Source organism: Pleurocapsa sp. FMAR1 (assembly GCF_963665995.1).
In the GTDB taxonomy this organism is placed as follows: Bacteria; Cyanobacteriota; Cyanobacteriia; order Cyanobacteriales; family Xenococcaceae; genus Waterburya.
In genome coordinates, this window is record NZ_OY762512.1 from 3,263,049 (window position 1) to 3,289,797 (window position 26,749).

Consider the following 26,749-nt stretch of genomic DNA (forward strand, 5'->3'; position numbering starts at 1 on the left):
ACGCCCAATACTTGAGTATCATAAAGGTTGTAATCCTGCTCTCTATAATCAAGCAAAAATTCAACCTGATTACTGATGGTGTTGTTTTAAATTAAATGAAACTTCAAGATATTTTAAATGCCAGTAGACGTTGGTTATCTAGCACTCCTGAAAGAGCTTTAGATGCGGCTTATCGAGCAGCAATTAAGATTAAGGCGATCGAAGATGATCATTTTGATGGGCAAATGGTGTCTGCTAGCTCAGTGGAATACTCAGATAGCGTAATAAAAGTATTTCGCAGCGACGTTAATAATTATCTCAGCACCATCAAAGCCAGGCTAGCAGAATTTAGGATTAGCAGAGGTTTACTGATTTTTTCTGATACCCAGCCTAATAATTCTAGTCAAAGTATCGTTCGCTATACTAACGGTTTTAAAGATGCCCGTGGCGAACTTACAGTAGTAGAAAAGTTGGCATATATTGACGCCATTATTTACAAATATAAGAATCCCACGGTTGAAGATGTTGAAGTTATCCCCACCCGCCGTTTAGAGAAAAATCAAAAGAATAACCGTTTAATTATTAACAATAATAAGCGATCGCTTGCCTTAAATCAATCTATTTCCGAGAAAAACGCCAAGGATTCCAATACAGAAACTATTACTGATAAAACTAGTGTCTTGCCTCGTTCTTTTATGCGGACTCTTGGTCGGATTAGGCAGGAAATCGATCCGCAAGCAGAAAATACCGAAGAAGAAGTAGTTAAAAGATTTCGTAAAAGCCGTAATAAAACTGCAATTTCAATTCGTTTTTTATTAATTCTAATTATTATTCCCTTATTAACCCATCAAGTCTCAAAAAGCTTGATTATTATGCCTTTGGTAAAGCAATATTCTGTCGATCATCAACAACAAGTTTTATTTATCAACCAAGATCTCGAAGAAGAAGCTTTTATGGAGCTTCGTAATTACGAAGAAGAACTTCGTTTCAAAAGTATGATTGGTTTAATACCTGCTCTTTCTCCTGAAGAACAAGAAAAGAAAATCATCGAAAAAGCTGAAGAATTATCATTAGCATTTAAAGGTCGAGGAATTAATGCGATCGGCAATGTTTTTGCTGATTTATTTTCTTTATTGGCTTTTGCAGGGATTATTTATTTCTGTAAACGAGAAATTCAAGTTATCAAATCTTTTCTTGATGAAATAGCCTATGGTTTGAGCGATAGTGCCAAGGCTTTTTTAATTATTTTGTTAACTGATATGTTTGTAGGTTATCATTCTCCTCACGGTTGGGAGATCATCTTAGAAGGCATTGCTCGTCATTTAGGACTACCTGAAAATAGAGAGTTTAACTTCCTGTTTATTGCTACTTTTCCAGTAATTTTAGACACGGTTTTAAAATACTGGATTTTCCGCTATCTCAATCGAATTTCACCCTCTTCCGTGGCAACTTATAAAAATATGAACGAATAAATAAATTTACCCGTTTGCTAAAAACGTTTGCCTAATGCGACGCAGATAATTACCGCCACAGCAAAACCAAGAGTTGTAATTGTCAAAGTCTCCTTGAGCAATATTGCTGATGCTAAAATTGTCAGAAAAGGCTGAATTAATTGAATTTGGCTAACACGAGCAATACCACCTATGGCGAGACCTTGATACCAAGCAATAAAGCCCAGAAACATACTAAAAACGCTGACGTAAAAAAAACCCAGCCAAGCATTTAGAGATATAGACTCCAGCGAAGTAGGAGAGTGTTTAAGTACAATTGGCAACAAAATTGGCATAGAGAGTACCAATGCCCAACAAATAACCTGCCAAGCAGCAAAAGTACGTGCTAAGATAGCTCCTTCAGCATATCCCAAACCACAGGTTACAACTGCCCCTAATAAAGCAAGATCCGCTAGGCTAATCGATTTTGCGCCAGACATCAGGGCAAAGCTAACTACTAAGCCACTGCCAATTAGGGCAAAAATCCAAAAAGAGATAGAGACTTTTTCATTCCCTCGCCATACACCACACAGGACAGTAGCTAATGGCATGAGTCCGATAATTACCGCTGCATAAGAAGCAGGAGTATTCTGTAAAGCGATCGCCGTTAGTAATGGAAAGCCAATAATTACCCCAATAACTACAATCCCAAATCTCGGTATAAATCTCCAAGGCGGTATGGTTTGACGAGTAGCAATCAACAAAATTAACGACAATCCTGCTGCTACAATTGAGCGACCAAGACCAACAAAAACTGGATCTAATTCGGCGACAGCCAGACGAGTCGCAGGCAAAGTTAGACTGAAAATTAGTACTCCTATAAATCCGTATCCAAAGCCGATTAATTCTTGTCGCGATTTTAAATCTGACATTGGTTATTTCTTTTTGGAGTGGAGACTACCAAGATATTCACCATAGAATTTGCTAAATTGCCAAAACTTTTGACAGAAGAGAATTATTTTGTTTTCTTCTATTTCTATTTTTTCGTAAACTAAATCTGGTTTGTTTTTAGACGGGTTCATTTTAAATTCCTCTTTAAATATTAAATTAGTTTAGCTATTTTGCCTGAGCGTAATAACTTTTTTCAAGCCATATTCTCACTTCTTGTTCGTCAGAAAAATGATTATATGAACCTGTAATTGGATTGAAAACTACCCAATAACTATTACCTTCGCGATCGCCTTTTCGCCAAATTTTTAATTCTGTTCTTTTCTTACTTAACTTTGACCAAAAATTATCAATTATAGAAATCGTATTTTGAATAATTTTCATTACATTTACTAGATAAACTCTAGCCAAAAAACCTACTATCACTATCGCCAATTAAATTAAAAATAAGAAGGTACAAAAAGCGAAAATATTGCTAGTACAGTTACTTTTTTAAACAAACTGTTCTATTAAAAACTAGTCAAAAGCGTACCAGCAAAACTAGCAAGAGATAACGTAAGATAACGGAAGGCGAATTGAGTAACTAGAAAGTGAAAATTCCTATCGACCGTCAAGCAGTAAAACCAGTCTACTTACAAATTCGCGATCGCCTTAGTCGTTTGATTAAATCAGGAAGTTTAAAAACAGGCGATCGTTTACCTTCAATTCGTTCTTTGGCAAAAAATGCTCAGGTTAATAAACTAACTGTAATTGAGGCTTATAGTGTTTTAGAAGCAGATGGATTGATTCATGCTCGTCCAGGTTCGGGTTATTTTGTAAACCCAGAATCTTTAATTTCAGTTCAACCAAAGTCCAATTTTGCCCCAATTCAAGAAGTAATTATTCCCCAACAAAAAAGTATTTCCTTTTTCGATATTTATCAACTTTCCGTACAGGCAAATAATAAACCTGGAGTAATTGATTTTAGTAGTGGTTTTCCTATTTCGTCTGGTTTAAAAGATTTACAGCGTCATGCCAGACGAGCGATGAAACAGGTAACAGAAACCTTATACAACTATGACTTTCCCCAAGGACAGCTTATTTTAAGACAGCAAATTACCAAAATGCTGATTCAGTTGGGATTAGAAGTTTCTGCCGATGATTTAATTATTACCAATGGCTCAAAACAAGGATTATCCCTGGTAATGAATTATTATCTCCAGGCTGAAGATTGGATAGTAACTGAAAGTCCAACTTATTACGGCACTTTAGATATTATTGAAAATATTGGCGCGAGGACTATTGGTATTCCCATGCAGGCATCGGGAATGAACTTAGAGCTTTTAGAACAGTATTTGCAAAGTCATCACCCTAAGCTGATTTACACTGTCTCGACTTTTCAAAATCCTACAGGTATTACAACTACTCTCCAGCATCGGCAGCAACTATTAGCTTTAGCCGAAAAATATGGGTGTTTAGTTTTAGAAGATAATTCCTATGAAGGTTTAAACTTTGAACCTGTACCTCCACCAATCAAATCCATAGATGGCAGTGATTCGGTTATTTATACTGGCACATTTTCTAAAACCTTGATGCCAGGCTTGAGAGTTGGTTATCTGTTAGCTACTGGAAAACATTATCGTCCCTTGTTAGAACAAAAGCTGTTTCACGATCTTCATGTTTCTACAGTTTCTCAGGCAATTGTCAGCGAATATCTGGCTTCGGGGCATCATCGTCGTCATCTCAATCATCTCCGAGCTAGCAACTTGTGTAGTCGCAACGCCATGCTACAAGCCTTAGAACGTTATTTCCCTCAAGAAGCTACTTGGACTATACCCAATGGTGGCTTATTTCTTTGGGTGCAGTTACCAGATGAAGTTTCACTGGTGACAATTGCTCGTCAAGCTTGGCAAGAAAATGTGTTTGTTTGTCCTGGTATGCCGTTTTTCCCAGGACAAAAAGGTTATAACGCTTTGCGCCTCAACTTTTCCCATACTCCAGAAACAATTGATCAAGGTATTAGTATTTTAGGTAAGTTACTAAAGAAACACTTAGCGAAAACAACTCAAATCGACAAAAATCATTATTAACAGGACTTACGCAGAGAGACTATATGTAGCGTGGTCAATGCCCAGCTTACGATATATGCAGAATTAAAAAGTTTATTTTGCGCAAGTCCTAATTAACTCAAATTTTTAAATTAAAGTCATTTTCAGAAACCAAATAAATTCTCCGCTCAATTCAGTCAAAATGAAATAACCCTGTCACAGTTGCAAGAAGTCTAATCGCTTGTTGTTTTCTGGTAACAAAAAAGACAAAAAGACTAATTCACCATCAGAATTGCGGAAATGATGAGTTACATATCTAATCTGGGAATTCTATGAATAAGAAAGCTGGATTCTGATTTTAGTGAATTTTAATGAATAGCAAAAAAACTAAGCACATTAATTCAAAGTCTCCCAAATCTTTTCATAATATCTTAGATATCGATCTTTTTAGGGTTGCAATTACCGCTATTGGACTGACAGTTATTGTTTACGGAGTGTGTCTTTTATTCATCAACTCATATCTTGGTGAATTGCTGTATAAACGAGGCTTTACTCAGTACCTCACAATTTTATTAGCTAGTGTTGTAGCGGTATTTACTTGGTTCAAGTTTAATAAAATTAATTCTGAATGGAACAAATTATCCAAGAATTTAATTCCTGAACACATTAATTTCGACAATTATGATTCTTTTGAGCTTGTCGATTTACAAAAAAGTTTATCTCAAGGCAAAAGTTTTATTTCTATTCGCTGCGGTCGAGTTTTGGCAGCTTATATAAGCTCAGGAAATAGAACTACAGTAGCAGAATTTATTGCAGACGACTCGTCATTTTATACTGCTGCTTCTGCATCTTCTTATGTGTTGCCAAGAATTTTAATTTGGGCTATCCCTCTCATGGGATTTATTGGCACTGTTATGGGAATTAGTTCGGCGGTAACTGGATTTTCTAGTTTTTTAAGTGGGGCTGAGGAAATTGAGCAAATCAAAGAAGGAATTGGCTTAGTTACTAGCGGTTTGGCGATCGCTTTTGATACAACGCTGTTAGCATTACTTCTGAGTGTATTAGTGATGCTGCCTTTAGTGGCAATTGAACGTTTTGAATCTCAATTATTGTTGGCAGTTGATATTTATCTTAACGATCAACTACTTACAAAAATCAAAGATAAAGCGCAAAACTCAGTAGAATCTTTAGCTATTAATCGTACTCAAAAATTTGTTGAAGAAGCCAGCAAAATTCAGACAGCAAATACTCAATTATTAGAGCAAATAGATTTGACAACTAATGTTTTAGAAAAACGAGTAGCTATTGTGACACAACTTCAGCAAGGTTTAAATATTAGTTCAGAATTAGGTACATCATCTCAATTAGACAAAGTTTTAGAGCGAGTAAGTGATAACCTCGCCCAACTTGAACCTGTTCTTAAAGAACTAAATTTACCTCGTCGCCTGGTATTAGTTGAAGAAAAAAATCAAAATAACAAACTATAATGCGCCATCGATCTTCATCTTCTCCACCTGAGATAGATTTATTCCCTTTTCTATCTATTTTGTTTTGTACTATTGGCACGTTAGTTTTAATAATTATTTTATTGGTTGTTCAAGCAAATGGGAATACTAAAAAAGTTACAATCATTGCCAAAAATAGTGGCTCAATAAATCAAAATAAAATACCTCTATATGTTGAATGTCAAAAAAATGGTGTAATTATTCATCCCAGTCAAGAATTTGTAGCAACTGAGGACTTGAACCAATCAAATTCAGTTTTAAACCAGCTTTTTTCGCAAATAAAAGCAGAAAAAGAAGAATATATAATTGTAGCAATTAGACCCGATGGTATTGAAGTATTCCAAAAAATTAGAGAATTAATTGAGTCTGAAGGAATTGATATTGGTTATGAGCCTATAGATCAAGATTGGCAACTGCAAATCAAACCATCAAAATAAGTAATGAAAAAAAGAAAATATTTAAACCAAGCTAATCCAAGTCAAAATCTAGACTCTTTTTTAGATATTCTCACGAATACAGTTGGTGTATTGATATTTATTTGTTTATTTGTCTATCTTGTTGCCGCTCAGGCGACTACAACAATTAAAACTCCTGTGATTACTAAAAGCGATAAGCAGCCTCGTTTTTTTGAAGTTCGCAATCAAAAAGTTAATTACGTTAACCAAGAAAATATTGATCTGCAAATCAAAAAGCTGGTTTCTTCATTACCTGAATGTTATGAACCAAATATTCCCGAACAGATTAGTCCAAGTTTATATCGTCACTATTCAAATCAAATTGAAGATTATCAAGCTTGCCAAAAAGAGCAGATTGAAGCAGTAGAAAATTTTAAAGCCAGCACCAAATATTATGATGTTCAGCTAGTTGGTGAGTCTTTAGTTTATAAGCCTAAAGATTCAATTGTAGGAGAAACTCCATCAAGATTAAATCAAGCTAATTCTGAATTTCAAACAATTCTGAAAGATCTCGATCCCGAAACAGACTTTTTGGCATTTGTTGTCAAAGCTGATAGTTATGAAGCTTTTAGAGTTGCCAGACAACAAGCTTGGGATCGAGGTTTTGATGTAGGCTGGGAACCCCAAACAGTAGATACAAAACTAGCATTTCAAGTATTTGGTTCGGGTGGTAGAAAGATTAATGTTCAGTAGCTGTATTTTCAGTAACTACTTTCTTATAGTAGCTAAAAGCTCTATTAGAATAATTCTTCTAAAAACAATTCTACTAATTCTTGAGTAGTAACAAGAGTTTCTGTGCCGTGTGAATACAAGTCTTGAGTGCGATAACCCTGGGAGAGAATTGTATCCCTAGCCTGTTGTAAACTTTTTACCGCAGCTACTTCACCCCATTGTTCTAACATCATCATTGCACTAGCTAAAGTCCCCAAAGGATTAGCCAAATTTTTTCCTGCTATATTAGGTGCAGTGCCATGAATCGCTTCGTACATACCAAAGCCTGACTCGTTAAGACTAGCAGAACCTAATAAACCTATTGAGCCAACTAAAGCACCACCAAGATCGCTTAAAATATCCCCAAATAAGTTACCTGCCAAAATAACATCAAAATGCTGGGGATTTATTATCAACTGCATAGCTAAATTATCTACTAGCATCGGCTCAACAATAACATCAGGATATTCTTGAGCAACTTCTTCTACTAATTTTGTCCAAGGTAAATGAGGTAAGGCGTTTTCCTTATGAGCTACCGTAAGTAAGCCTCGTCTTGCTTTGGCTTTTGCTAGAGCAACTTCAGCAATACGTTTAATCTGCCAGTCGTAATACTGCATGGTGTGATAACCATAGTTACCCAGCGCATCTTCTCCTCTCCCTGATGCGCCAAAGTAAATCCCGCTAACTAACTCCCGAACAAATAAAATGTCTACTCCTGCAAGGCGATCGCTTTTTAAACTAGATTTATCTAATAAGCTAGGAATTATTTTAACTGGACGCAGATTAACAAAAAAATCAAACTTCTTTCTTAGTTCTAATAATCCACCTCTACTAACTGCACCAAAGAGGATACCATCTGCTTGACTACATAATTGAGATGTTGATTCGGGAAAATACGAGCCATACTGTTGAAATGCTGCTTGTCCAATTACGCCATAGTCTACTTGCAGTTTAAAATCATGTTTTATAGCTACCTGTTGCAAAATTGTCAGCGTCGCCTCCACTACTTCTAAACCAATTCCCTCTCCTGGTAAAGCAGCTATTTGATATTCTTTGGTCATTATTTCATTATTCATTGTTGAATTAGAGTCAACCCAGCAAATTTGCTTCAATAACAAACTCATAACCTGAAAACAACCCCAAGCCACTTCGCAAATAGGAATTATTCTCAACACCTCGATTGGATATGCGCGAGTAAGGCTTTAGCCGCAACTGACCCACGCATCCCTCTCGGTCATTTGTGAAGCGACCTGTTGCCACTTTAAAAGGTTGTAAAGAATTTATCTAATCAAATAATAGAGTACAAGCGATCGCATATCTTAGATCCTTCACCTGTAGATACGAAACATGACGCTTAAAAATTATTCAATACAAGCTAAAAGTCTGACTCTAATTGCGCGATCGCTTCTATAGTAGACCTCTTGCATGAATAGAAAGAAAATAAGGAAAGTAAGATGATGATGCGATCGCGAAAGAAAATATGACCTACGAACAAATCAAAAATTTAAGTGAGAAGAAGTTCAAGCGTTTTTGTGAGGTAAAGCCACAACTGTTTGAGGAGATGGCAGGTGTGCTGAGACAAAAAGTACCCGAATCAAAAGAGTTGTCGGGAAATAAAAAACAGAAAAGCAATTCTTCTGAGAGCTTTTTCTTACCGCCGATTTAGCTGAAATATTCAAACAATTACTTTATTCTCCAACAATCTTGGCTTATTTAGTTCTCTATTCACTCTTAGGGTGATAGTTTAAACTTTGCTGCATCTGGGAATTGTCTTCAGTCAAGGAGTTCTACTGCCCCGACATTTGCTGCATCTGTTTCATCATTTGCTCCAGTTGTTGACGGTTTTGTTGCAGTTGTTCTGGGGTCATTTGCTCGACTTGCTGCTGCATTTGCCGCAACATTTGCTGCATCTGTCCGAGAGTTTGATGGTACTGTATTTGCTCAGGAGTCGTGGACTGCGACACAATATTGTTAGGCATTGTCTGCATTTTTGGCGTTGTCTGCGCCTGGGTTAAAGTTGGACTTAGCAGCGATGATATTATTCCAGCTAACACAGCTAGACTAAAGGTTTTACTAATCAACTTTATTTTCATTTTTGTTAAATTTACTATAAATCTCTCTATCACTGTTTATATGATAGACCTTTTGCATGAATCGAGAGAAAATGAGGAAAGTAGGTCAGAGAGTAGAAAAAAGAATGACCTACAAACAAATAGAAAATCTAAAAGACAAAGGGCTTGCACGCATATAAGAATTTAAGCGATTGTGTGGGGTGAATTTAGCGCAATCGCCTGATTCATGCAAGAGGTGTAGTTTTATATTAATATTCTGAGCTAAAGGCTATTACCAATCCCACATTATGGGTTTGTTATCAAGATGATCGGTTACTTGTCTACCAATTTGATCGATTTGCTGCAATTCATCAGAAGATAAAGTAACTGAAGCTGCTTTAGCATTATCTACTGCTTGCTCTGCATTTCGTGCGCCAGCGATCGCATTTGCTTGAGGTTGAGCGATCAACCAGGCTAAGGAAAGTTGCGCCAAAGTGCAATTATGGCTTTTAGCAATGGGACGAAGTTGATCTAAAGCTTTTTGAGCGCGTTGATAGTTTTCTCCTTTAAAAAGCGTATTATCAGTTCGATGATCTCCTTCGGCAAACTGATGATCTAAGCCAAATTTACCTGTAAGTAATCCTTGCGCTAGGGAGGAATAAGCCAAAATTGAGATATCATTGGCTACACAATATGGCACAGCATCATTTTCTATTTTGCGCCAAAAGAGGGAATAAGGAGGCTGTAAACTATCAATCCGTCCATACTGGCTTGCTTCTTCTAATTGAGTACCAGAAAAATTAGAAACCCCAATCGCTCGAATTTTACCTTGTTCTTTGAGTTTATTTAAAGCACTCATAGTTTCTTCGATAGGCACAGCTTCGCTATTAAAAGAACCAGAAGGCCAATGAATTTGATATAGATCGATATAGTCGGTATTAAGATTTTCTAAAGAGCGATCGCAAGCTTCGATTACCTGATTATATTCAAGATGATTGGCAAATACTTTGGAGGCATAAACGACATTATCCCGTTCGTCACTCAAAGCTTTAGCAACAATCTGTTCTGAATGACCTGTGCCATAAACTTCGGCTGTATCTATAGTAGTTATCCCAGCTTCATAAGCCTGGCGAATAGCTTTAATGGTTTCTGCATCTTCAATTCCTACCCACATCTTTTTACCTGCTTGCCAAGTTCCCATCAGGACAGGAGTAATTTTGATCTCAGATTTTCCTAGCGATCGCGTTTCCATAATCTATAATCTTTTGGTGTATCGATTCTTATAGATATTATGATCTATTTTAAGCGTCGTGTTTTCTGCATTAGCGTTTAACAGTGCGAGGATCTCAAAAATCTGTATTTAAACTGTTTTGTTGTTTTTGATATTCTCTATTTTGACGACGATCTTCTTGGCGGGATTTTTTGTCTGGGGTTAGGCGATCGCAACAATAGGGACAAGAGATATATGATTCGTATTGAGGAGAGTTTTTATCCGCTTCTGATATAGGATGTCCACAGGCGTAGCATAGTTCATAATTACCAATCTCTAATCCTTCTTTAACTGCAACTCGTTCATCAAAGACAAAGCATTCTCCTGACCACATACTTTCTTGGGGAGGCACGTTTTCTAAATATTTCAAAATTCCTCCCTGGAGATGATACACCTCTTTAAATCCTTGGGAAAGCATATAAGACGAAGCTTTTTCGCAGCGTATTCCTCCCGTGCAGAACATGGCTACTTTTGAATGCTGTTTGGGGTCGATATTTTTGGCTACGTATTCAGGAAATTCGCGAAAAGATTGAGTATTGGGGTTTTTTGCTCGTTGAAAACTGCCAATTTCTACTTCATAGTCGTTTCTGGTGTCAATTACTACTACTTCTGGATCGCTGATGATCTGATTCCAGTCCTGGGGTGCAACATAAGTACCCACTTGCTGAGTCGGATTTACTTCGGGTATGCCTAGAGTAACTATTTCTGATTTAATTTTTACCTTTAGTCGGACAAAAGGTAGCTTTTGGGAGGTTGATTGTTTGTATTCTAAATCCGCTAAACCAGGAATGGTACGTAAATAAGATAATACAGTTGAGATCGCCTTATTGCCTCCAGCGATCGTACCGTTAATTCCTTCTTGCGCCAGAATAATTGTACCTTTAACTTTATTTTCTCGACAAAATGCCAATATTTGCCCTCTTCTTGCTTCAATCTCCGAGATGGTCACAAATTTATAAAAAGTGGCAATGGTATAAGACATGAATGAGTAATAAGTAATACGTAATACGTAATACGTCTAATGCGAATTAACTTTTATACTATCAGCTTATAAAAAGCTTAATCTTTCAAGGAATAAAAAGAGCTTACAAGAATCGTATTCAATCATTGCTAAAATCAAGGTTAATCTAATGCTACGGAAGGGGTTTGGGGAGGGTCGTCACCTCCCCAACAGGGGGTCTGGGGGAAAGTTCCCCCAGGGTTAAGTAATGGTTTTACAGACAAATTTGAGATATTGAGAGAGAATTAACCCTTTTTAATTCACATCAGACGTAAGTAATAAGTAACGAAAATAGATCGTAATATCTTGATTACTTGGTTTTACATTTAATTTCACCAATCTACTCATGACTGAGGAAACTCTTTATTTTGTACTTCTTGACTAAATTCTTGAACGGCATCACTAATAACCTGCCGTAAGTTGACGTAAGATTTAGCAAAAGGTGGCTGTTTGGCTGACAAGCCTAATAAGTCGGCGGTAACCAAAACTTGACCATCACATTTATTCCCTGCACCAATACCAATGGTAGGAATAGTTAGCTTAGAAGTAATGGTGGCAGCTAAATCTCTAGGGATATGTTCGAGAACAATCGCAAATGCTCCCGCTTGCTGTAAGGCGATCGCCTGATCGATAATTAAATTTGCGTTTTCAATCGTTTTTCCCTGTTGCTTGTAGCCTAAAATCCGAAATGACTGGGGAGTTAAGCCAACATGACCCATGACAGGAATACCTACGGCGGTTAATTCGGCAACTGTTTCAACGATGCGCGAACTTCCTCCTTCCAACTTTATAGCTGCTGCATCCGTTTCTTTTAGCACTCTTGCTGCTGCTTCCATTGCCTGCGTGATACTAGCTTGATAGCTCATAAAAGGCAAATCACAGACAACCAAGGCTTTTTTGACCCCGCGACAAACGGCTTTAGCATGATGAATCATTTCGTCTAGGGTTACAGGCAGAGTACTATTATGACCCAAGCCCACCATCGCCAAAGAATCTCCTACCAGAATTATGTCTACTCCTGCTAGATCTAATACCTGCGCCAGACTATATTCCCAGGCTGTGAGAGAAATAATCGACCGTCCTGCTTCTTTCCATTGAGTTAATTGCTGTATAGTTACTGCCATTGCTCCCTTAAGCTGGTTATACAATCTTATCGGCTGTCTTCCTATTATAAAAGCTGAAATAAAATAACTTATTTATTTAGACATGGCAAAACTAAAATTACTAAATTTACAAAAAAAATACCGTCCTGATGTCATTCCAGTTAAAGACATTTCCTTAGAAGTTGACGATGGTGAATTTTTAACTTTATTAGGACCTTCAGGCTGTGGTAAGTCTACCTTATTACGGCTGATTGCGGGTTTAGAGCCACCCACCAAAGGTCAGGTGATGATTGGGCAAAAAAACCTCAATCAGGCTGCTCCAGGCGATCGCAATATGGCAATGGTCTTCCAAAGCTATGCCCTTTATCCCCACATGACCGCAGCCGAAAATATTGCCACTGCTTTAAAGCTGCGTAAAATGCCCCAGGATGAAATCAATCTTAAAGTGAATGATGCAGCGCATAAATTAGAGCTTACTAGTTTACTCAATCGCAAGCCTGGTCAGATGTCTGGTGGACAAAGACAAAGGGTAGCTTTAGCTAGGGCTTTAGTACGCGATCCTGAAGTATTTTTACTAGATGAACCTCTTAGTAATTTAGACGCTTTACTGCGAGAGCAGGTTAGGGCGCAGATGAAACAGCTATTTAAAGAGCAAAACAAGCCTGTAGTCTATGTTACCCACGATCAAACTGAGGCGATGTCTCTTTCTACCACGGTGGCAGTTTTAAAAGATGGTTTGATTCAGCAATTAGATCCTCCCAGTCGCATTTATTCCATCCAGCCAATGAATTTGTTGCCAGCTTTGTTGGTAGTCCGCAAATGAATATTTTAACCTTGAGATGCGAGGGCAACAAAGCACTTTTAGGCAAATATGAATTTGAGCTACCCCCCAAGACGAGTAGACTATCTAAAATCATCTTTGGTATACGCCCTGAAGATGTATCATTAGCGTCTTCTGAATTAGAGTCTAATATTATGGGTCGGGCTTATTTAGTTGAGCAGTTAGGAAAAGATAATTTAGTCAGCCTCAAGATTACTGATTCTAACCTGACTATTAGGGCATTATTACCCAGTGATGGTGATTGGCAAGATAACACTATTTCACTAGCAATTAAACCAAATAAAATTCATTGGTTTAATGCCGAAAATGGCGATCGCCTCGGTTAAAATCAGGGTGTAGGGGCGAACCACCGTTCGCCCCTACTTTTTACCTAAGCGCTTTTTCCGCCTTCGGTTTAGAGGCCATATAGTTAGCTAACTGAGTGTTAATCTGTTCTCTAACAATAAATCGATACTCGGTAAAGTGTTCTAAATAGGCACAAAGAGTTAAGTATATTTCTAGCTGACGAGGTTTTTTGAGCAATACTTGAATCAAATTAGCCCAAAACTTTACGCGAGTCTGAGCTATAATTCCCTGCTTCCATAGAATCAAAAGCAGCGCGCGAATTGATTTGAGGCTAGGTCTTTTAGATACCACGTTTTTAGCTTCACCCAATTTCATATAGTAGCGAAAGATGCGATCTAGATAAGCTGAAGGATCGTAAAGCTGCCAAAACGCATTAACGTATTCTGTGGCGATGTCTTCAATGTTTCTCGTCGGCACAAAATTCATTAAGGTAGTCTGATTGATATTTGCTGCTGAATTGAGCAATCTACCCTCTTTTTCCAACCTATCCCACAGAGCGGTGCTGGGTAAAGCCTGAAGCATACTAAACATTGCCAAAGGAATCTCGGTTTGCTCGACAAACTGGACAATGCGATCGCCTGCATGAGGTTTTTCGCCATCAAAACCAATGATAAACCCAGCCATTACCTGCATTCCCGCTCTAGTGATTTTATCAATAGATTCGGTTAGAGGATCGCGAGTGTTTTGAAATTTACTGGTAAGAGCTAGGCTATCTTTATCTGGTGTTTCAATGCCCAAGAAAACTTTTTTAAAGTTGCATTCCACCATCAGCTTGAGTAGCTCTTCATCTTGAGCTAAATCTACCGAAGCCTCTGTAGTTAAGCCAAAAGGATAACCTTTATCTGCCATCCAAACTTTTAATTCATTAAGCAACAGTTTAACGTTGCGTTTATTACCAATAAAATTATCATCTACCATAAACACGGCACCGCGCCAACCTAGATCGTAGATTCGCTCTAATTCAGCCAATAACTGTTGGGGATTTTTGGTGCGGGGTTTACGTCCATAAAGAACAATGATGTCGCAAAATTCACACTGAAAAGGACAGCCACGGGAAAACTGCACCGACATATTATCGTAGGCGTTAAGATCTAGTAGGTCATAACGAGGAATTGGAGTTTCCGTTACCGCTGGCTTTTCTGTAGAGCGAAAAACCCCACTGCGATCGCCACGCTCAACAGCAGCAATAAACATGGGTAATGTAATTTCTCCCTCATCTAAGACTAAAAAATCGGCAGACTCTACTTCTTGGGGAGATGTAGTAGCGTAAGGACCACCTACGGCTACCAGCTTATTTCTTTTTTTAGCTTCTCCTATCTGAACGAGCATATCTTTTTTCTGCACAATCATGCCCGACAAAATGACTAACTCTGCCCACTCCCAGTCCGACTCAGCGATTTTCTGGACATTATGGTCTACTAGTTTAAATTCCCACTCTTGAGGCAGAATAGCAGCTACAGTAATTAAACCTAAAGGTGGCATAAGAGCTTTGCAGTCTACTAAAGCCAAAGTCTTTTCAAATGACCAGAAACTTTTAGGAAATAGGGGGTATAACAATAAAACCCGCATGATGTGATGCCTCAGATTAACAATTTAAAGTTATATAAGCTTACCTGCCTAATAGGTTAAAAGTCGTTAAAGATTTATGTAATTTTTACTACTAAATCTTTATACTATCTAACCGTCAAATGCGGCAATCTAATACAACAATTTAGAGAGCGAATTTTAAAAACACAAAAAACACCTGATAATATGCAGTTTTTTTGAATTTTTTGTTAAATTAGAAAGCAGCAAAAACATCAGTCGCCAATTGGTTAAGGTAGTATAAAAAAAGTATTTATCTGTATTTTTACGTAGATAAGTTAGGTTAAGCAATAATCAGTAAATGTCTAAAAAAATACTGGTCATTCAGTATAAATACATAGTTTATTTTTTAGTCTAATTCTTCTGTAAATCTCTATTGCAATAGCTTTTTTAGACTAAAGTTTAATTGATTAACACTTAGCAATTGACTATTTTAAATTTATCAGAAAAATTAAACCAATTTAATATTTAATAAAATTGATATAATATACGTTAGGGATCAAGCCCTGAGTTTTTATTAAATTAAGCGAAAACTGACTATTTTCAGCTTTCATTTAATTGCTAGGAAATATATCTTAAGTAAGAGATTTAGTAAATATTCAAATACTACACATTCCTAAGCAAAAAGCATACCAACCACAGACCTATAGCTAGATTGAAACAATGTTATCTTCCACCGCACACCCTCCTTCTGAAGCCGCACTCTGCTGTTATGTAAATGCTACTGCTCATACTGAGATTGTACGCATTACTAATATTCCCCACTGGTACTTTGAGCGAGTAGTTTTTCCTGGGCAACGTCTGATTTTTGAAGCTCCAGCTATAGCTAAACTGGAAATTCATACAGGTATGGCTATTAGCTCTATTTTGTCTGAAACAATTGATTGTCAAGAATTGCAGCTAACTTCTTCTTCTGCTGCTTCAGATTCATTAGCCTAATATAATTTATAAAATCGTCAAGAAAAGAGCGATCGCAGTCAATCCAGGCGATCGCCTTTTTATTTAATCAAATGCTTTAGCTCCCTTTAACAGCTTTTCCCTCTTAGAAAAACATTAGGGTTTGCCGTAGCCTCCGCCACCTGGAGTTTCAATCACAAAAGTATCGCCAGGCTGCATTTCCACAGTAGCTTTACTGTCTAGTTTTTCAATAGTTTCATTTTGTTGTACATAATTCTCACCAGCTTTTCCAGCTTCTCCCCCTGCCAAGCCAAAGGGTAAAATACGACGACGATTAGATAAAATTCCCGCTGTCATATTTTCGAGGAAACGTATTTTTCTGACAACACCATTGCCACCATATTTAAAGCCTTTTCCTCCGCTATTTTCGCGAATGCTAAACTCTTCCAGCAATACAGGAAAACGTAATTCCAATACTTCAGGATCGGTAAGCCGAGAGTTGGTCATCTGAGTTTGTACTGCATCAGTGCCATTAAAGTCTTTTCCCGCACCAGATCCACCACAGATAGTTTCATAGTACTGATACTGCTGATTGCCAAAGGTAAAATTGTTCATTGTTCCCTGAGAAGCTGCCATAATTCCCAAAGCAGCGTATAAACAATCAGTAATGTTTTGAGAAGTTTCTACGTTTCCTGCTACTACTGCTGCGGGATATTGCGGGTTGAGCATACAGCCTTGAGGAATAATAATTTTTAGTGGTTTGAGACAACCAGCATTCAGGGGAATATTATCTTTAACCAAAGTCCGAAAAACATAAAGAATAGCTGCTTTGCATACAGCAGCAGGAGCATTAAAGTTGTTTTCTAGCTGACTAGAAGTACCTGTAAAGTCAATATTCGCTGCTAAATTTTGATGATCTATAGTTATTTTGACCTGAATTTTGGCACCATTGTCCATTTCACAGCTAAACTCGCCATTATGTAATAAGGCGATCGCTTTTTTAACCGCTGCTTCAGCATTATCTTGTACAAACTGCATATATGCCTGTACGGTTTCTAATCCGTATTGCTCAACCATCTTTAAAAGTTCGGTCTGACCGCGATTATTAGCTGCAATCTGCGCCTGGAAATCAGCTATATTTTGGGTAGGGTTACGGGCAGGATATTGATGATCTGCCAATTTTTGTCTGATAGCATTCTCTTTAAAGTTTCCCGCCTCAACCAGTAGGAAGTTATTGAGTAGTATTCCTTCTTCTTCAATATGTTGGCTTTCAGGAGGCATTGAACCTGGAGTTATACCGCCAATGTCTGCCTGATGTCCACGAGAGGCTACATAAAATATTGGTTTTACTCGATCTTGCTTGCCAAACACAGGCGTAATTATGGTTACATCGGGCAGATGTGTCCCACCGTTATAAGGATTGTTTGATAAATAAACATTGCCTGGTTTTATTTTAGCTGCTAATTCGTTAATCAAACTGCTTACGCTTGCACTCATTGAGCCAAGATGTACGGGAATGTGGGGCGCATTAGCGACTAATAAGCCATAGCTATCAAAAATTGCACAAGAAAAGTCTAATCGCTCTTTTATGTTTACTGAGGCTGCGGTATTTTGCAGCACAATACCCATTTGTTCAGCAATAAATTGATAGAGATTTTTAAAGATCTCTAGACGAACAGGATCTGGTTGATCGATGACACTCATAAAGTACGTCTGAGGTGAATTACTTCGCTCTAGTTTATTTGTTTTTAGCTCTTAGCTTTTAAAAATCACAATTCATTTAAAAACAATTATTGCTTTAATTATTAGAAATAGCGTAATCTTCCATTTTTTATTTCCATGACCAAACAACGTATTTTAATTTGGTATCGCCAAGATTTAAGAGTACATGACTTATTAGCTCTTGATGAGGCAGTTCAACAACAAGCAGAAATAGTTCCTGTTTATTGTTTTGACGAGCGCAACTTTGGCGAAACTTCCTTTGGCTTTCCCAAAACGGGTAGCTTCCGCGCTCAATTTCTAGTTGAAAGCGTTACCGATCTACGTTCTTCTCTGCAAAAGTTAGGCAGTAACTTAATTGTACGTCGAGGTTTACCAGAAGAAATTATTCCCGCGATCGCCCAGCAGCTAAATGTGGATCGGGTTCACTATAGCCAAGAGGCTACACCCGAGGAAAAGCAGGTTGAGAAAAAGCTGAGAAAAGCCCTATCAGCCCAAAAAATTAAAGTTAATACTTATTGGGATGCAACTTTATATTCCCCAGAAGATTTGCCTTTCGAGATTAAACAGACACCAGAGTTATATACAAATTTTCGTAAGCAGGTTGAAAAGAAAGCAAAAATCAATAGTGCTATTCCTGCACCTAAGAAGTTACCAGCCATTCCCGAAATAGAAATAGGAAATATCCCCAGATTAGCCGAATTATGCCTAGAAACCCCAAAATTTGACCAAAGAGCAGTACTAAAATTTAAAGGTGGAGAAACTGAAGCCATCAAACGCTTACAGGACTACTTTTGGCAATCAGATTGTCTGCGAGAATACAAAGAAACCCGCAATGGAATGTTGGGTGCTAACTATTCTTCTAAATTCTCTCCCTGGTTAGCTATGGGCTGTATTTCTCCACGCTATATCAACGATCAGGTAATTAAATACGAAGCTGAAAGAGTAAAAAATAATTCTACCTACTGGCTAATATTTGAACTGATTTGGCGTGACTTTTTTCGCTTTATTGTGGCAAAACACGGCAATCAAGTATTTAAAATTACAGGAATGCAGGGGCTAGAAATACCCTGGAAAGAAGATTGGCAAAGGTTCGATCTCTGGCGTGAGGGCAAGACTGGCTATCCCCTAATCGATGCCAACATGAGAGAAATAGCAGCCACAGGCTTCATGTCTAACCGAGGCAGACAAAATGTGGCTAGTTTCCTGACTAAAAACCTGGGCATCAATTGGATGATGGGCGCAGAATGGTTTGAATCACTTTTGGTTGATTACGACGTGTACAGCAACTGGGGTAACTGGAACTACACCGCAGGAGTTGGTAACGATGCACGAGGCTTCCGCTATTTTAATATTCCTAAACAAACCAAAGATTACGATCCTCAAGGAGAATATATTAAGCACTGGCTACCAGAATTAGCATCTCTGACTGGTGATAAAGTTCGTGAACCATGGAAACTAAGCCAGGATGAACAAAAACGTTATGGAGTACGCTTAGGTGTAGATTATCCCCACCCAGTCGTGGACTTTTTTAAATCAGTTAAAGCTAACGAAAAGATTTATCAAAGCGTCAAGAATTAGCAGCAGTTTTCTCGAAAAATAAATAATTAATAGACATAAAAAGTAAGAAGTGAAAAAAATTGAAGCAATTATTCATTCCCATAAACTTGATGATGTTAAAACCAGCCTGATTTCTGTAGGCGTAATTGGTATGACCATCTCAGAGATTAAAGGATATGGACACAAAAAGGGCTTAACCAATCGTTATAGAGGTACAGAATATCGAGTTGACTTTACTACCAAAGTCAAAATTGAAACCATAGTCGAAGACGAAATGCAGGATATGGTAGTGCGCCAAATATCTCTGGCTGGTCGTACAGGAGAAATTGGCGATGGTAAAATTTTTGTTTCTAATGCCGAGCAAATTATCAGAATCAGAACAAAAGAAACAGGAATTACGGCAATTTAACTTTAAGTACCTATAGTTTTAAACTATCATTTAAAAAACCTTAACTTATAGAGATTAAGCTAGCAACTGTATTCATGGAGTTAGCTTTGTTACTAATTAAAATTGTCGCTGTTGCTGGATTATTGCTTCTAATAGGAGATTTCCTATCTACTTTTGCTTATCATGTACCAGAACACGTTTTTGGTAAAATTCACACCATAGTTCATCATGGCAAAAATCGTAGTTTTTTTCATTATGCAGTTTTGAGCAAAAATCCTCTGGTGATTGTAGATGGCTTTTTGGGAGCATTACCATACTTTATTTTTATACCTTTTGGTTGGCAAATATCTCCTGTTGGTACGGCTATTGGACTGATTTTGGGTGAACTGCACGTTATTTGGCGACACGTTTCTATTATCAATTGGCAAACTCCCAAGGCGATCGCTTTTTGCTGTCGATTATGTTTTATTACTACTCCAGAACGGCATTGGCAACATCATCAAAATGTTAATTTGGCATACGGAGATATTTTTACTTTTTTCCATCTTCCTGCTATAGCTTGGATGCAATTTTTAATTTCCTTGAAAAAAAAGTATCAAAAGCCTTTAGATATATCCAAAGCTTAACCCTATCCTCATTCTTTGTTTACTTTTCTAATCTATAGTAAAAATCAAGTTAATATAATCACGTAATAACAATTGATCTAAATTATGTTTCTGAGTCACAAACCAAGCTCTAAACTATATCTAGGAAGAAGCGTCGAGGAGTTACCTTTACAAAGATATGAAAGAGGAGACGAAATCGTTACCCTAGATTCAGAGATTTGGCAGATTTATCGAGGCGTGGTGCAGTTAAACCGCGTCCAGTTAGATGGCAGGGAAGTAGTTGTCGGCTGGGTAACATCAAATGGTGTTTTTGGTAGTTTAGATGATTCACTTATTTCCTATCGTGCTGTTGCCTTGGGGGATGTTTATGCCAGACGTTATACAGCTCAAGACATAATTAAATATCCTCAGTTAGGACAGCAATTTTTGAGTCAATTTAGCGATCGCCTGCTCAAAGCACAGCAGCTATTAGCAATTATCGCCATCAGAAAAGTTGAAGATCGCTTAAAAAATTTGTTGTTATTAATGAAGCAAGAAATTGGGCAACCCGTGAGCGATGGCGTTCGATTGCAGGTGCGTTTTACTCATCAGCACCTAGCAGAAGCTATTAATACTACCAGAGTTACAGTGACCAGAACTTTAGGAGATTTTCAACGTCAAGAATTAGTTTACATTGATAGGGAAAAACATATAGTGATCAAAAGTTAGTAAGCTGTTAGATCTGATTACTAAAGTAGTTCACATATATCAGCAAAATGTACCTTTGATAAAAGATAATAATCCTGTATAATCATATATTTGGAGATATTTTGTAACTGTAGTGTCAATTTCAAAGGGGAAATAATATATGTCTCGCTATAGAGGTCCGCGTTTGCGGATCGTCCGCCGTTTAGGAGACTTACCAGGTCTAACTAGAAAAAGCGCACGTAAGGCTTATCCACCAGGACAGCATGGGCAAAACCGTCGCAAGCGTTCTGAATATGCTATTCGTCTAGAAGAAAAGCAGAAGCTTCGTTTCAACTACGGCATTACCGAAAAACAACTAGTACGCTATGTGCGTAAAGCTCGTAGAGTTGCTGGTTCTACAGGACAGACCTTACTCGAATTACTAGAAATGCGTTTGGATAACACCATTTTCCGCATGGGAATGGCTGGTACTATTCCTGCTGCACGTCAATTAGTCAACCATGGGCATATTTTGGTAAACGATCGCGTTGTAAATATTGCCAGCTATCAGTGTCGTCCTGGAGATGTGGTCAAAATCAGAGATCGCGATCGCTCGCGTAAGCTAGTAGAAACTAACATGGAGTATCCAGGTTTAGCCAATCTACCTAGCCATTTGGAATTTAGCAAAGATACCTTTACAGGTAAGGTTAATGGCATAATTGAGCGGGAGTGGATCGCCCTTCAGGTGAACGAACTACTCGTTGTTGAGTACTATTCTCGGATGGCGTAAAGACTTTGAGAGTCAATTGGCTCAATTAATGAGTTTTCTGCTCGTAGCTTCTTGATTCAGTCGCTTATCGACGAGAAAGGCGCACTTCCGCATCTGCCGCCGAGTCCGCGCTGAATCGCTATTAGCTTTAAGCTAATAGCCCTGAAAGCTAATAGCCAATTGAATTATTGTCAAACGCAAATAAAAAAATTAAGGCTGAGGTAAAAGAAGTAAAGATGTCAAATTTTCTAGTATCTTTCATCCCTTCTTTCATCTCTTCGCCCTCATCTTTTATCCTCCAATTTGGGACATGGTACGGGTATAAGTTCCAGCTTCAGTACCAGAGTCCCGCTCTTTAAAGTTAATTTCTGGCTTAAGCAGCAAAAGCTGACTGATTTTAGCCTGTAAGTTTTCACTGCTCACACCGTCACGCAAGGCAGTTTTTAAATCAATTTGACCCGTCTCGTTGAGTAAACAAGGGCGCAACCAACCATCGGCTGACAGTCTTACACGGTTACAGCGATCGCAAAAACATTCGGACATCTGAGAAATAAAGCCCAGGGTGCCTTTGGCATTGGGAATTTGAAATACATCGGCAGGACCATTGCCCTTGATATTTGATTCTACTAAGCCCCATTTTTGACGAACTGACTGCCGTATCTCTTCTGAGTCTATCCAGGCTTTTTCGCCAAATAAATAAGAATTACCAATAGGCATAAACTCAATAAAACGAATATGCCATTGGCGATCGATGCTCAAGGCAGCCAAATCCAAAACTTCTTGGTCGTTTAAGCCAGGAATCACCACCACATTAAGCTTTAAAGGATCGAACCCCACTTGATGAGCAGTTAAAATTCCTTCCCAAGTTTGTTGCCAACGGCTTTTACCACGGTTGCCAATAATTTGATCGAATATCTGGGGATCTAAAGAATCTAAACTGATATTAATGCGCTTTAATCCCGCATCATAAAGTGGCTGTGCCAAATCTGCTAATAAAAAGCCGTTGGTGGTTAGGGCAAGATCTTTGCAGGCGGGCAATTGGGCAAGATCTCTGACTAAATCTACTAACCCAGGACGTAATAATGGCTCTCCCCCCGTTAAGCGAAACTTAGTAAAACCTAAAGGCATAAAAACATCTCGCACTAAAGTCAGAATTTCTTGATTGCTTAATAATTCTTGGTTAAGGACATAATTAAGCTTTGCCTCTTCTGGCATACAGTATTGGCAACGAAAGTTGCATTTATCAATTAGGCTGATGCGTAAATAATCTATTTCAGGCATTGAGTGGCTTGGTATAGTTAAAATATATTATTAATTAGGGAATGCGATCGCTATTCGCTACGCTAAAATAGCAGTTAATTTCTTGGTAGCTGTTTATTTTTCTACTTCTATTATTTAGCTTAATTGATGTCACTCTTTAAACCAAGTGAAACTCTTTAAGAGCAGGAATAAAATTTCTATTTTCATGATTAGATCGACTTAGTTTAATCAGGACAAATCTTTGCATTTGTGTCAGATTTTCCCATTTGTACATTAAATGATTATTTGTCAATTTTAAAGAATTAGCGTCACAAATTACAATCGGCTACAAGCCCTTCATAATAAAGCTTGTAGCTTTTATCATACTCCAATAGACTAAAACTAGATTTAAAGAATTAAATGTCAATTCTTTTCCAAGACATTTTTGACTTTAAAAAATAAGTGTCAATTTTTTCACTGTTTTATTGCTATCTGAAATACTCAATATATTAAGAAACACAATAAAGCCCATAATCCTTATTTTGAAAGAGCTTTAATAGTTTTTTCAAGCTCAAATAATAAGTTTGTTTAAATAATTAAATGTCAAAATTTGATGTTGATTTGAGAAAATTTCAGCGATCGCCAGGAAGTTACCGACAACAAATGCTACGTCGATAGTATTTAACCTGAGTTCGGGATAAGAAAAGGGACAAGTAGTAAGCTTAAAATAATAACAAATTCAGTAAACCTGTCCTATATTTAGTTTAGATGCTTTGTTTTGTAATGTAGATGATTTTTGTCTTCATTTTGAACCTGAATGGCAGAAAAAGTTGCTAAATCATGAAGGAATAAAAAGATGTAGAGCCAGAAGAATTAGGAAAAATCTCTAACCAGGGAGAAACCAAGCATAATAAAAGAGTTGGTTGAATAATTAAACGACAATTATTTAAGACATTTTTCCATCCAGTTGGAGCATTCTATTCAAGATGAGAAGCCCAGTTAAAGTTGCTCTGCTCTATTTCTAAACTAGAGATATTAGATGGGCTCAAAGACAAAAAAGCTTCAGTATTTAAACTAATCATCAAATAAGCATTCATGATGATTTCCCACCATTTACTAATCTCATCAAATTTGGTAAATCTGTAATTAGTCGGGCCTAGCTCTTGCTTGCATTGTCGAAAGCCATATTCAACCCATGTTCTCAGTCCATATAAGTTACCAAGAGTTTTTTTCATTTTGTTTCTAGTCTCTTGAAGATTAGTCATAACAAAAGAAGTTGAATTCTCTGGAATAGTTTCAGGATCGGTAGTTATTTCCTAGTAAGTTCTTTCTTTTCTCGTGCCAAAAAAGGGTTAGCCGATATTATTAGTCTCCAGGTTGATTCTCTTGGCAGATTAGACTTAGAATATCTCGAACAAGTCTGCAAACAACGACTATCTCTGCTATGTGTCATGGCAGCAAATAACGAAATTGCTAATATTTACCCCATTCGAGAAATTGGTGAAATAGCTCAAAAATATAATATTCCTTTTCTTGGCGATGCTTCTCCAGCAGTAGGAAAAATACCAATCGACTTTGAACAATGGGGAATTACTTATCTAGCAATCTCTGGTCATAAATTTTACGCTCCCAAAGGAATAGGAGCATTAATTGTCAGAAAAGGAGATCATCTAGAACCGATTATCTTTGGTGGTGGTCATCAAAAAGGATTGCGATCGCGAACGTTTAATGTACCTGGTATTGTGGGTTTGAGTGAAGCCTGTCGATTAAGAATGTTGGAAATGGAAGAAGATGAACAAGCGATTACACGACTACGGGATAAATTACAGAATCTGCTTCAAGAAAAAATCCCCAATCAAGTTGTCAACGGCGATCTAACTTCTCGACTCGCTGGAAACCTCCATATTTCTATCCCAGGGATTCCCAATAGTGCCGTTCTTGCTAGAATCCGCGCTCACCTGGCAATTTCTACTGGATCGGCTTGTTCTTCTGGAGTTGCAGCACCATCTCATGTCTTGAGAGCGATGAATCTACCCGAAGAACTAATCGCAGGCTCGCTCAGAATCGGTTTGGGGAAATTTACTACTGAAGAAGAAATAATACAATCCGCAGAAATTATTTCTGATGCTGTAAAAAAAATTGATCGCTTGATGTCGGTGTAATTACTAATCTTTGGGTTTCCTTTGACCTCTTTTTAACCTTTCTAACTGTCTCTGTCTAAGTTCTTCAGCTATTCGCATATCAGTTAACTCTTCTCGGTCGAAAACCAAACCCTCTAATTTAACCAGGTATCCAGCTAATTTCTTAATCTCTTCATCAGTCGGGCGATCGCCTGACAATAATTTTTTCAGCCTACTGACAGAAATTTTGGTTTCTTTTGCTAAATGCTTCAAACCCCAGTCTGGATTATCTAAAGTTTTCTCGATTGCAGTGGAGATCGTAGGTAGCGAAGAAAAAGTTAAATCTTCTTGAAAAGAATTCTGTGATCGCCGTTCCGTAGATTGTTCTTGCTTGCTAATCCAATCCTTAACAGCTTCCTCTAGAGTCTCATTTATATTTTGTCCTACTTTCTTGGAGGCAGCCTTGAACTCCATGGTCAGTGACTTAGGAATAAATCCCCTCAATTCCTTATATTCAGATGATCTACGTTTATCTACCACTCGCTATTTATCTACCAATATCGCTCATACTCCATTTTCTCACATGATTTCGTAGACAAATTAATAACGCTATTATAGCGATATAAAATATATTGCTATTATTGCTAATTTTTTGTATATTTATCCTATCGATCGCCAGAGTAAGCTATTCGTGAGATCGCAGCTTGAACTATGAATCAATCCATCAAAAATAATTTGCCTCAGAATACGGCTTTGCCTAATCTTGCTGAAAATTTGGGCATTAAAAAGTTACAAACAAAGATTTCCTATTTGTATAGGCTAGAAAAAACAGAAGAAATTCATTTATTAACTGCATTGTTCGTAGAGCATCTGGCAGATAATTTGGAATTAATCCAGAAACCTACGCAGATAGAAAATAGCGAACTTTTACCACTGACTTGCTTTCCCAGTCTTCCGATTAATTTTCCTGACAGCGCAGAAATGCCACTTTTTCTTTATGGAGACAAAGTTGATCATGAATCGATAGAAGATTATGGAATTGTAATTGGTCGTTTTTATGCCATCGATCGCTCTATCAATCAGTGGCGGTGGAAATATCTAATTCTTAACAACGCAGATTTTACAATTAATTCTTTTTTCTCTAGTTGTATTTGTTGGGAAACAGAACTTGAGCCTTTAGATTGAGATAAAACTATGGCTGTTATTAGCATTCAATGTCTTCTACAGGCTACAGAAGAAACTCTTCACTATCTGTGGAACTTGATGATAGAACAAAACACTTTATTGGTAAGTGAAATCTTAGAAAAGATTAAAACTCATCCAGAATTAGATGTATGGATAGTTCAAGGATATATTCCAGTTGAGAAGATCGATAAAATTGCCAAACAACTCAAGCAACAACCAAAATATGATGGAATGCCTGGTAGATTTAGTACTTCCGCTAAAACGCTAGTCAAAAATATTTACAAATCTTGGTTTGTCGTTCAGAGAAAGAAAAGAAACCAAAGAAGGAGAAAAAAGTGAAAAAGCACACTCA

Annotated in this window: 26 protein-coding genes and 5 pseudogenes; 17 read left to right on the forward strand and 14 right to left on the reverse strand. The window is 37.5% G+C overall.

Features of this window, described 5'->3' with window-relative positions:
- Positions 1–95: 95 nt before the first annotated feature.
- Entirely contained in the window at positions 96–1,451 is a 1,356-nt protein-coding gene (locus tag SLP02_RS15880) for a proton extrusion protein PcxA (RefSeq protein WP_319421666.1), read from the forward strand.
- Between the two features lie 17 nt (positions 1,452–1,468).
- Here the strand turns inward: SLP02_RS15880 and SLP02_RS15885 are convergent, their stop codons facing one another.
- Genes SLP02_RS15885 through SLP02_RS15895 form a run of 3 tightly spaced genes read right to left on the reverse strand, consistent with a single transcriptional unit; the run spans position 1,469 to position 2,741 of the window.
- Positions 1,469–2,341 carry a DMT family transporter gene (locus SLP02_RS15885; RefSeq protein ID WP_319421667.1) on the reverse strand — a complete coding sequence of 291 codons (873 nt, stop codon included), beginning with the start codon at positions 2,339–2,341 and terminating at the stop codon, positions 1,469–1,471.
- A 3-nt stretch (positions 2,342–2,344) separates the two neighbouring features.
- A complete protein-coding gene (locus tag SLP02_RS15890) occupies positions 2,345–2,491 on the reverse strand; it encodes a hypothetical protein (RefSeq protein WP_319421668.1) in 147 nt (48 codons plus the stop codon).
- Between the two features lie 34 nt (positions 2,492–2,525).
- Positions 2,526–2,741: a hypothetical protein gene (locus tag SLP02_RS15895; RefSeq protein ID WP_319421669.1), complete on the reverse strand. Its 216-nt coding sequence runs from the start codon at positions 2,739–2,741 to the stop codon at positions 2,526–2,528.
- 206 nt (positions 2,742–2,947) lie between these two features.
- On the opposite strand from SLP02_RS15895, the gene SLP02_RS15900 reads away from it, so the two are divergent.
- The 4 genes from SLP02_RS15900 to SLP02_RS15915 all read left to right on the forward strand — a co-directional run bounded on the left by SLP02_RS15900 (position 2,948) and on the right by SLP02_RS15915 (position 7,037).
- Complete coding sequence (locus SLP02_RS15900) at positions 2,948–4,426, forward strand: aminotransferase-like domain-containing protein (protein WP_319421670.1); 1,479 nt, start codon at positions 2,948–2,950, stop codon at positions 4,424–4,426.
- Positions 4,427–4,755: 329 nt separating this feature from the next.
- On the forward strand, positions 4,756–5,871 hold the full coding sequence (locus tag SLP02_RS15905) for a MotA/TolQ/ExbB proton channel family protein (RefSeq protein WP_319421671.1): 1,116 nt from the start codon (positions 4,756–4,758) through the stop codon (positions 5,869–5,871).
- 101 nt (positions 5,872–5,972) lie between these two features.
- The gene (locus SLP02_RS15910; protein WP_319421672.1) at positions 5,973–6,326 is read left to right on the forward strand and encodes a hypothetical protein; all 354 of its coding nucleotides are present in this window, start codon (positions 5,973–5,975) and stop codon (positions 6,324–6,326) included.
- A gap of 3 nt (positions 6,327–6,329) precedes the next feature.
- Positions 6,330–7,037 carry a hypothetical protein gene (locus SLP02_RS15915; protein WP_319421673.1) on the forward strand — a complete coding sequence of 236 codons (708 nt, stop codon included), beginning with the start codon at positions 6,330–6,332 and terminating at the stop codon, positions 7,035–7,037.
- Positions 7,038–7,081: 44 nt separating this feature from the next.
- Here the strand turns inward: SLP02_RS15915 and SLP02_RS15920 are convergent, their stop codons facing one another.
- Complete coding sequence (locus SLP02_RS15920; protein WP_413467389.1) at positions 7,082–8,116, reverse strand: isocitrate/isopropylmalate dehydrogenase family protein; 1,035 nt, start codon at positions 8,114–8,116, stop codon at positions 7,082–7,084.
- 419 nt (positions 8,117–8,535) lie between these two features.
- On the opposite strand from SLP02_RS15920, the gene SLP02_RS15925 reads away from it, so the two are divergent.
- On the forward strand, positions 8,536–8,721 hold the full coding sequence (locus tag SLP02_RS15925; protein WP_319421675.1) for a hypothetical protein: 186 nt from the start codon (positions 8,536–8,538) through the stop codon (positions 8,719–8,721).
- Positions 8,722–8,842: 121 nt separating this feature from the next.
- Here the strand turns inward: SLP02_RS15925 and SLP02_RS15930 are convergent, their stop codons facing one another.
- The 4 genes from SLP02_RS15930 to panB form a co-directional block, all read right to left on the reverse strand.
- On the reverse strand, positions 8,843–9,148 hold the full coding sequence (locus SLP02_RS15930; RefSeq protein ID WP_319421676.1) for a hypothetical protein: 306 nt from the start codon (positions 9,146–9,148) through the stop codon (positions 8,843–8,845).
- A 250-nt stretch (positions 9,149–9,398) separates the two neighbouring features.
- Complete coding sequence (locus SLP02_RS15935; protein ID WP_319421677.1) at positions 9,399–10,358, reverse strand: aldo/keto reductase; 960 nt, start codon at positions 10,356–10,358, stop codon at positions 9,399–9,401.
- A gap of 94 nt (positions 10,359–10,452) precedes the next feature.
- A complete protein-coding gene (locus SLP02_RS15940; RefSeq protein WP_319421678.1) occupies positions 10,453–11,358 on the reverse strand; it encodes an oxygen-dependent tRNA uridine(34) hydroxylase TrhO in 906 nt (301 codons plus the stop codon).
- Positions 11,359–11,720: 362 nt separating this feature from the next.
- On the reverse strand, positions 11,721–12,500 hold the full coding sequence (gene panB / locus SLP02_RS15945; RefSeq protein ID WP_319421679.1) for a 3-methyl-2-oxobutanoate hydroxymethyltransferase: 780 nt from the start codon (positions 12,498–12,500) through the stop codon (positions 11,721–11,723).
- Between the two features lie 82 nt (positions 12,501–12,582).
- Between panB and SLP02_RS15950 the strand changes: the two are divergent.
- Positions 12,583–13,646, forward strand: a pseudogene (locus SLP02_RS15950) (ABC transporter ATP-binding protein).
- A gap of 40 nt (positions 13,647–13,686) precedes the next feature.
- Here SLP02_RS15950 and SLP02_RS15960 read toward each other — a convergent pair.
- Complete coding sequence (locus SLP02_RS15960) at positions 13,687–15,234, reverse strand: B12-binding domain-containing radical SAM protein (protein WP_319421682.1); 1,548 nt, start codon at positions 15,232–15,234, stop codon at positions 13,687–13,689.
- 678 nt (positions 15,235–15,912) lie between these two features.
- Here SLP02_RS15960 and SLP02_RS15965 point away from each other — a divergent pair.
- The gene (locus tag SLP02_RS15965) at positions 15,913–16,188 is read left to right on the forward strand and encodes a DUF1830 domain-containing protein (RefSeq protein WP_319421683.1); all 276 of its coding nucleotides are present in this window, start codon (positions 15,913–15,915) and stop codon (positions 16,186–16,188) included.
- 114 nt (positions 16,189–16,302) lie between these two features.
- On the opposite strand, the gene SLP02_RS15970 is transcribed toward SLP02_RS15965, so the two are convergent.
- The gene (locus SLP02_RS15970) at positions 16,303–17,850 is read right to left on the reverse strand and encodes a hydantoinase B/oxoprolinase family protein (RefSeq protein ID WP_319421684.1); all 1,548 of its coding nucleotides are present in this window, start codon (positions 17,848–17,850) and stop codon (positions 16,303–16,305) included.
- Between the two features lie 135 nt (positions 17,851–17,985).
- Here SLP02_RS15970 and SLP02_RS15975 point away from each other — a divergent pair, with 135 nt between their 5' ends.
- The 5 genes from SLP02_RS15975 (at position 17,986) to rpsD (ending at position 21,874) form a co-directional block, all read left to right on the forward strand.
- Positions 17,986–19,446, forward strand: coding sequence for a DASH family cryptochrome (locus SLP02_RS15975; protein WP_319421685.1), 1,461 nt, complete (start codon positions 17,986–17,988; stop codon positions 19,444–19,446).
- Positions 19,447–19,495: 49 nt separating this feature from the next.
- Positions 19,496–19,834 (forward strand): P-II family nitrogen regulator, encoded by a 339-nt coding sequence (locus SLP02_RS15980; protein ID WP_319421686.1) that lies wholly within the window; start codon positions 19,496–19,498, stop codon positions 19,832–19,834.
- Between the two features lie 74 nt (positions 19,835–19,908).
- The gene (locus SLP02_RS15985; RefSeq protein ID WP_319421687.1) at positions 19,909–20,439 is read left to right on the forward strand and encodes a sterol desaturase; all 531 of its coding nucleotides are present in this window, start codon (positions 19,909–19,911) and stop codon (positions 20,437–20,439) included.
- A gap of 84 nt (positions 20,440–20,523) precedes the next feature.
- Entirely contained in the window at positions 20,524–21,126 is a 603-nt protein-coding gene (locus SLP02_RS15990) for a Crp/Fnr family transcriptional regulator (RefSeq protein WP_319421688.1), read from the forward strand.
- A gap of 139 nt (positions 21,127–21,265) precedes the next feature.
- On the forward strand, positions 21,266–21,874 hold the full coding sequence (gene rpsD / locus SLP02_RS15995) for a 30S ribosomal protein S4 (protein ID WP_319421689.1): 609 nt from the start codon (positions 21,266–21,268) through the stop codon (positions 21,872–21,874).
- A gap of 270 nt (positions 21,875–22,144) precedes the next feature.
- On the opposite strand, the gene moaA is transcribed toward rpsD, so the two are convergent.
- Together moaA and SLP02_RS16005 are read right to left on the reverse strand one after the other, a co-directional pair.
- On the reverse strand, positions 22,145–23,134 hold the full coding sequence (gene moaA / locus SLP02_RS16000) for a GTP 3',8-cyclase MoaA (RefSeq protein ID WP_319421690.1): 990 nt from the start codon (positions 23,132–23,134) through the stop codon (positions 22,145–22,147).
- Positions 23,135–23,270: 136 nt separating this feature from the next.
- Positions 23,271–23,378: pseudogene (locus tag SLP02_RS16005) on the reverse strand (nitrate reductase associated protein); the annotation flags it as partial.
- A gap of 469 nt (positions 23,379–23,847) precedes the next feature.
- On the opposite strand from SLP02_RS16005, the pseudogene SLP02_RS26730 reads away from it, so the two are divergent.
- Positions 23,848–23,967 (forward strand): annotated as a pseudogene (locus tag SLP02_RS26730) (IS982 family transposase); the annotation flags it as partial.
- Between the two features lie 167 nt (positions 23,968–24,134).
- On the opposite strand, the pseudogene SLP02_RS26735 reads toward SLP02_RS26730, so the two are convergent.
- Positions 24,135–24,408, reverse strand: a pseudogene (locus tag SLP02_RS26735) (IS701 family transposase); the annotation flags it as partial.
- 24 nt (positions 24,409–24,432) lie between these two features.
- Between SLP02_RS26735 and SLP02_RS16015 the strand changes: the two are divergent.
- Positions 24,433–25,254 (forward strand): annotated as a pseudogene (locus SLP02_RS16015) (cysteine desulfurase family protein); the annotation flags it as partial.
- A gap of 3 nt (positions 25,255–25,257) precedes the next feature.
- On the opposite strand, the gene SLP02_RS16020 reads toward SLP02_RS16015, so the two are convergent.
- Positions 25,258–25,752, reverse strand: coding sequence for a hypothetical protein (locus SLP02_RS16020; RefSeq protein WP_319421692.1), 495 nt, complete (start codon positions 25,750–25,752; stop codon positions 25,258–25,260).
- Positions 25,753–25,923: 171 nt separating this feature from the next.
- Between SLP02_RS16020 and SLP02_RS16025 the strand changes: the two genes are divergently transcribed.
- Entirely contained in the window at positions 25,924–26,397 is a 474-nt protein-coding gene (locus SLP02_RS16025) for a hypothetical protein (protein ID WP_319421693.1), read from the forward strand.
- 9 nt (positions 26,398–26,406) lie between these two features.
- On the forward strand, positions 26,407–26,736 hold the full coding sequence (locus SLP02_RS16030; RefSeq protein WP_319421694.1) for a hypothetical protein: 330 nt from the start codon (positions 26,407–26,409) through the stop codon (positions 26,734–26,736).
- Positions 26,737–26,749: the final 13 nt, after the last annotated feature.

Bases quoted from the DNA above. Each gene is read 5' to 3' on its own strand.
- SLP02_RS15880 (WP_319421666.1), top strand. From the start codon at position 96: ATGAAACTTCAAGATATTTTAAATGCCAGTAGACGTTGGTTATCTAGC.
- SLP02_RS15885 (WP_319421667.1), bottom strand. From the start codon at position 2,341: ATGTCAGATTTAAAATCGCGACAAGAATTAATCGGCTTTGGATACGGA.
- SLP02_RS15890 (WP_319421668.1), bottom strand. From the start codon at position 2,491: ATGAACCCGTCTAAAAACAAACCAGATTTAGTTTACGAAAAAATAGAA.
- SLP02_RS15895 (WP_319421669.1), bottom strand. From the start codon at position 2,741: ATGAAAATTATTCAAAATACGATTTCTATAATTGATAATTTTTGGTCA.
- SLP02_RS15905 (WP_319421671.1), top strand. From the start codon at position 4,756: ATGAATAGCAAAAAAACTAAGCACATTAATTCAAAGTCTCCCAAATCT.
- SLP02_RS15915 (WP_319421673.1), top strand. From the start codon at position 6,330: ATGAAAAAAAGAAAATATTTAAACCAAGCTAATCCAAGTCAAAATCTA.
- SLP02_RS15920 (WP_413467389.1), bottom strand. From the start codon at position 8,116: ATGACCAAAGAATATCAAATAGCTGCTTTACCAGGAGAGGGAATTGGT.
- SLP02_RS15925 (WP_319421675.1), top strand. From the start codon at position 8,536: ATGACCTACGAACAAATCAAAAATTTAAGTGAGAAGAAGTTCAAGCGT.
- SLP02_RS15930 (WP_319421676.1), bottom strand. From the start codon at position 9,148: ATGAAAATAAAGTTGATTAGTAAAACCTTTAGTCTAGCTGTGTTAGCT.
- SLP02_RS15935 (WP_319421677.1), bottom strand. From the start codon at position 10,358: ATGGAAACGCGATCGCTAGGAAAATCTGAGATCAAAATTACTCCTGTC.
- SLP02_RS15940 (WP_319421678.1), bottom strand. From the start codon at position 11,358: ATGTCTTATACCATTGCCACTTTTTATAAATTTGTGACCATCTCGGAG.
- panB (WP_319421679.1), bottom strand. From the start codon at position 12,500: ATGGCAGTAACTATACAGCAATTAACTCAATGGAAAGAAGCAGGACGG.
- SLP02_RS15960 (WP_319421682.1), bottom strand. From the start codon at position 15,234: ATGCGGGTTTTATTGTTATACCCCCTATTTCCTAAAAGTTTCTGGTCA.
- SLP02_RS15965 (WP_319421683.1), top strand. From the start codon at position 15,913: ATGTTATCTTCCACCGCACACCCTCCTTCTGAAGCCGCACTCTGCTGT.
- SLP02_RS15970 (WP_319421684.1), bottom strand. From the start codon at position 17,850: ATGAGTGTCATCGATCAACCAGATCCTGTTCGTCTAGAGATCTTTAAA.
- SLP02_RS15975 (WP_319421685.1), top strand. From the start codon at position 17,986: ATGACCAAACAACGTATTTTAATTTGGTATCGCCAAGATTTAAGAGTA.
- SLP02_RS15985 (WP_319421687.1), top strand. From the start codon at position 19,909: ATGGAGTTAGCTTTGTTACTAATTAAAATTGTCGCTGTTGCTGGATTA.
- SLP02_RS15990 (WP_319421688.1), top strand. From the start codon at position 20,524: ATGTTTCTGAGTCACAAACCAAGCTCTAAACTATATCTAGGAAGAAGC.
- rpsD (WP_319421689.1), top strand. From the start codon at position 21,266: ATGTCTCGCTATAGAGGTCCGCGTTTGCGGATCGTCCGCCGTTTAGGA.
- moaA (WP_319421690.1), bottom strand. From the start codon at position 23,134: ATGCCTGAAATAGATTATTTACGCATCAGCCTAATTGATAAATGCAAC.
- SLP02_RS16025 (WP_319421693.1), top strand. From the start codon at position 25,924: ATGAATCAATCCATCAAAAATAATTTGCCTCAGAATACGGCTTTGCCT.
- SLP02_RS16030 (WP_319421694.1), top strand. From the start codon at position 26,407: ATGGCTGTTATTAGCATTCAATGTCTTCTACAGGCTACAGAAGAAACT.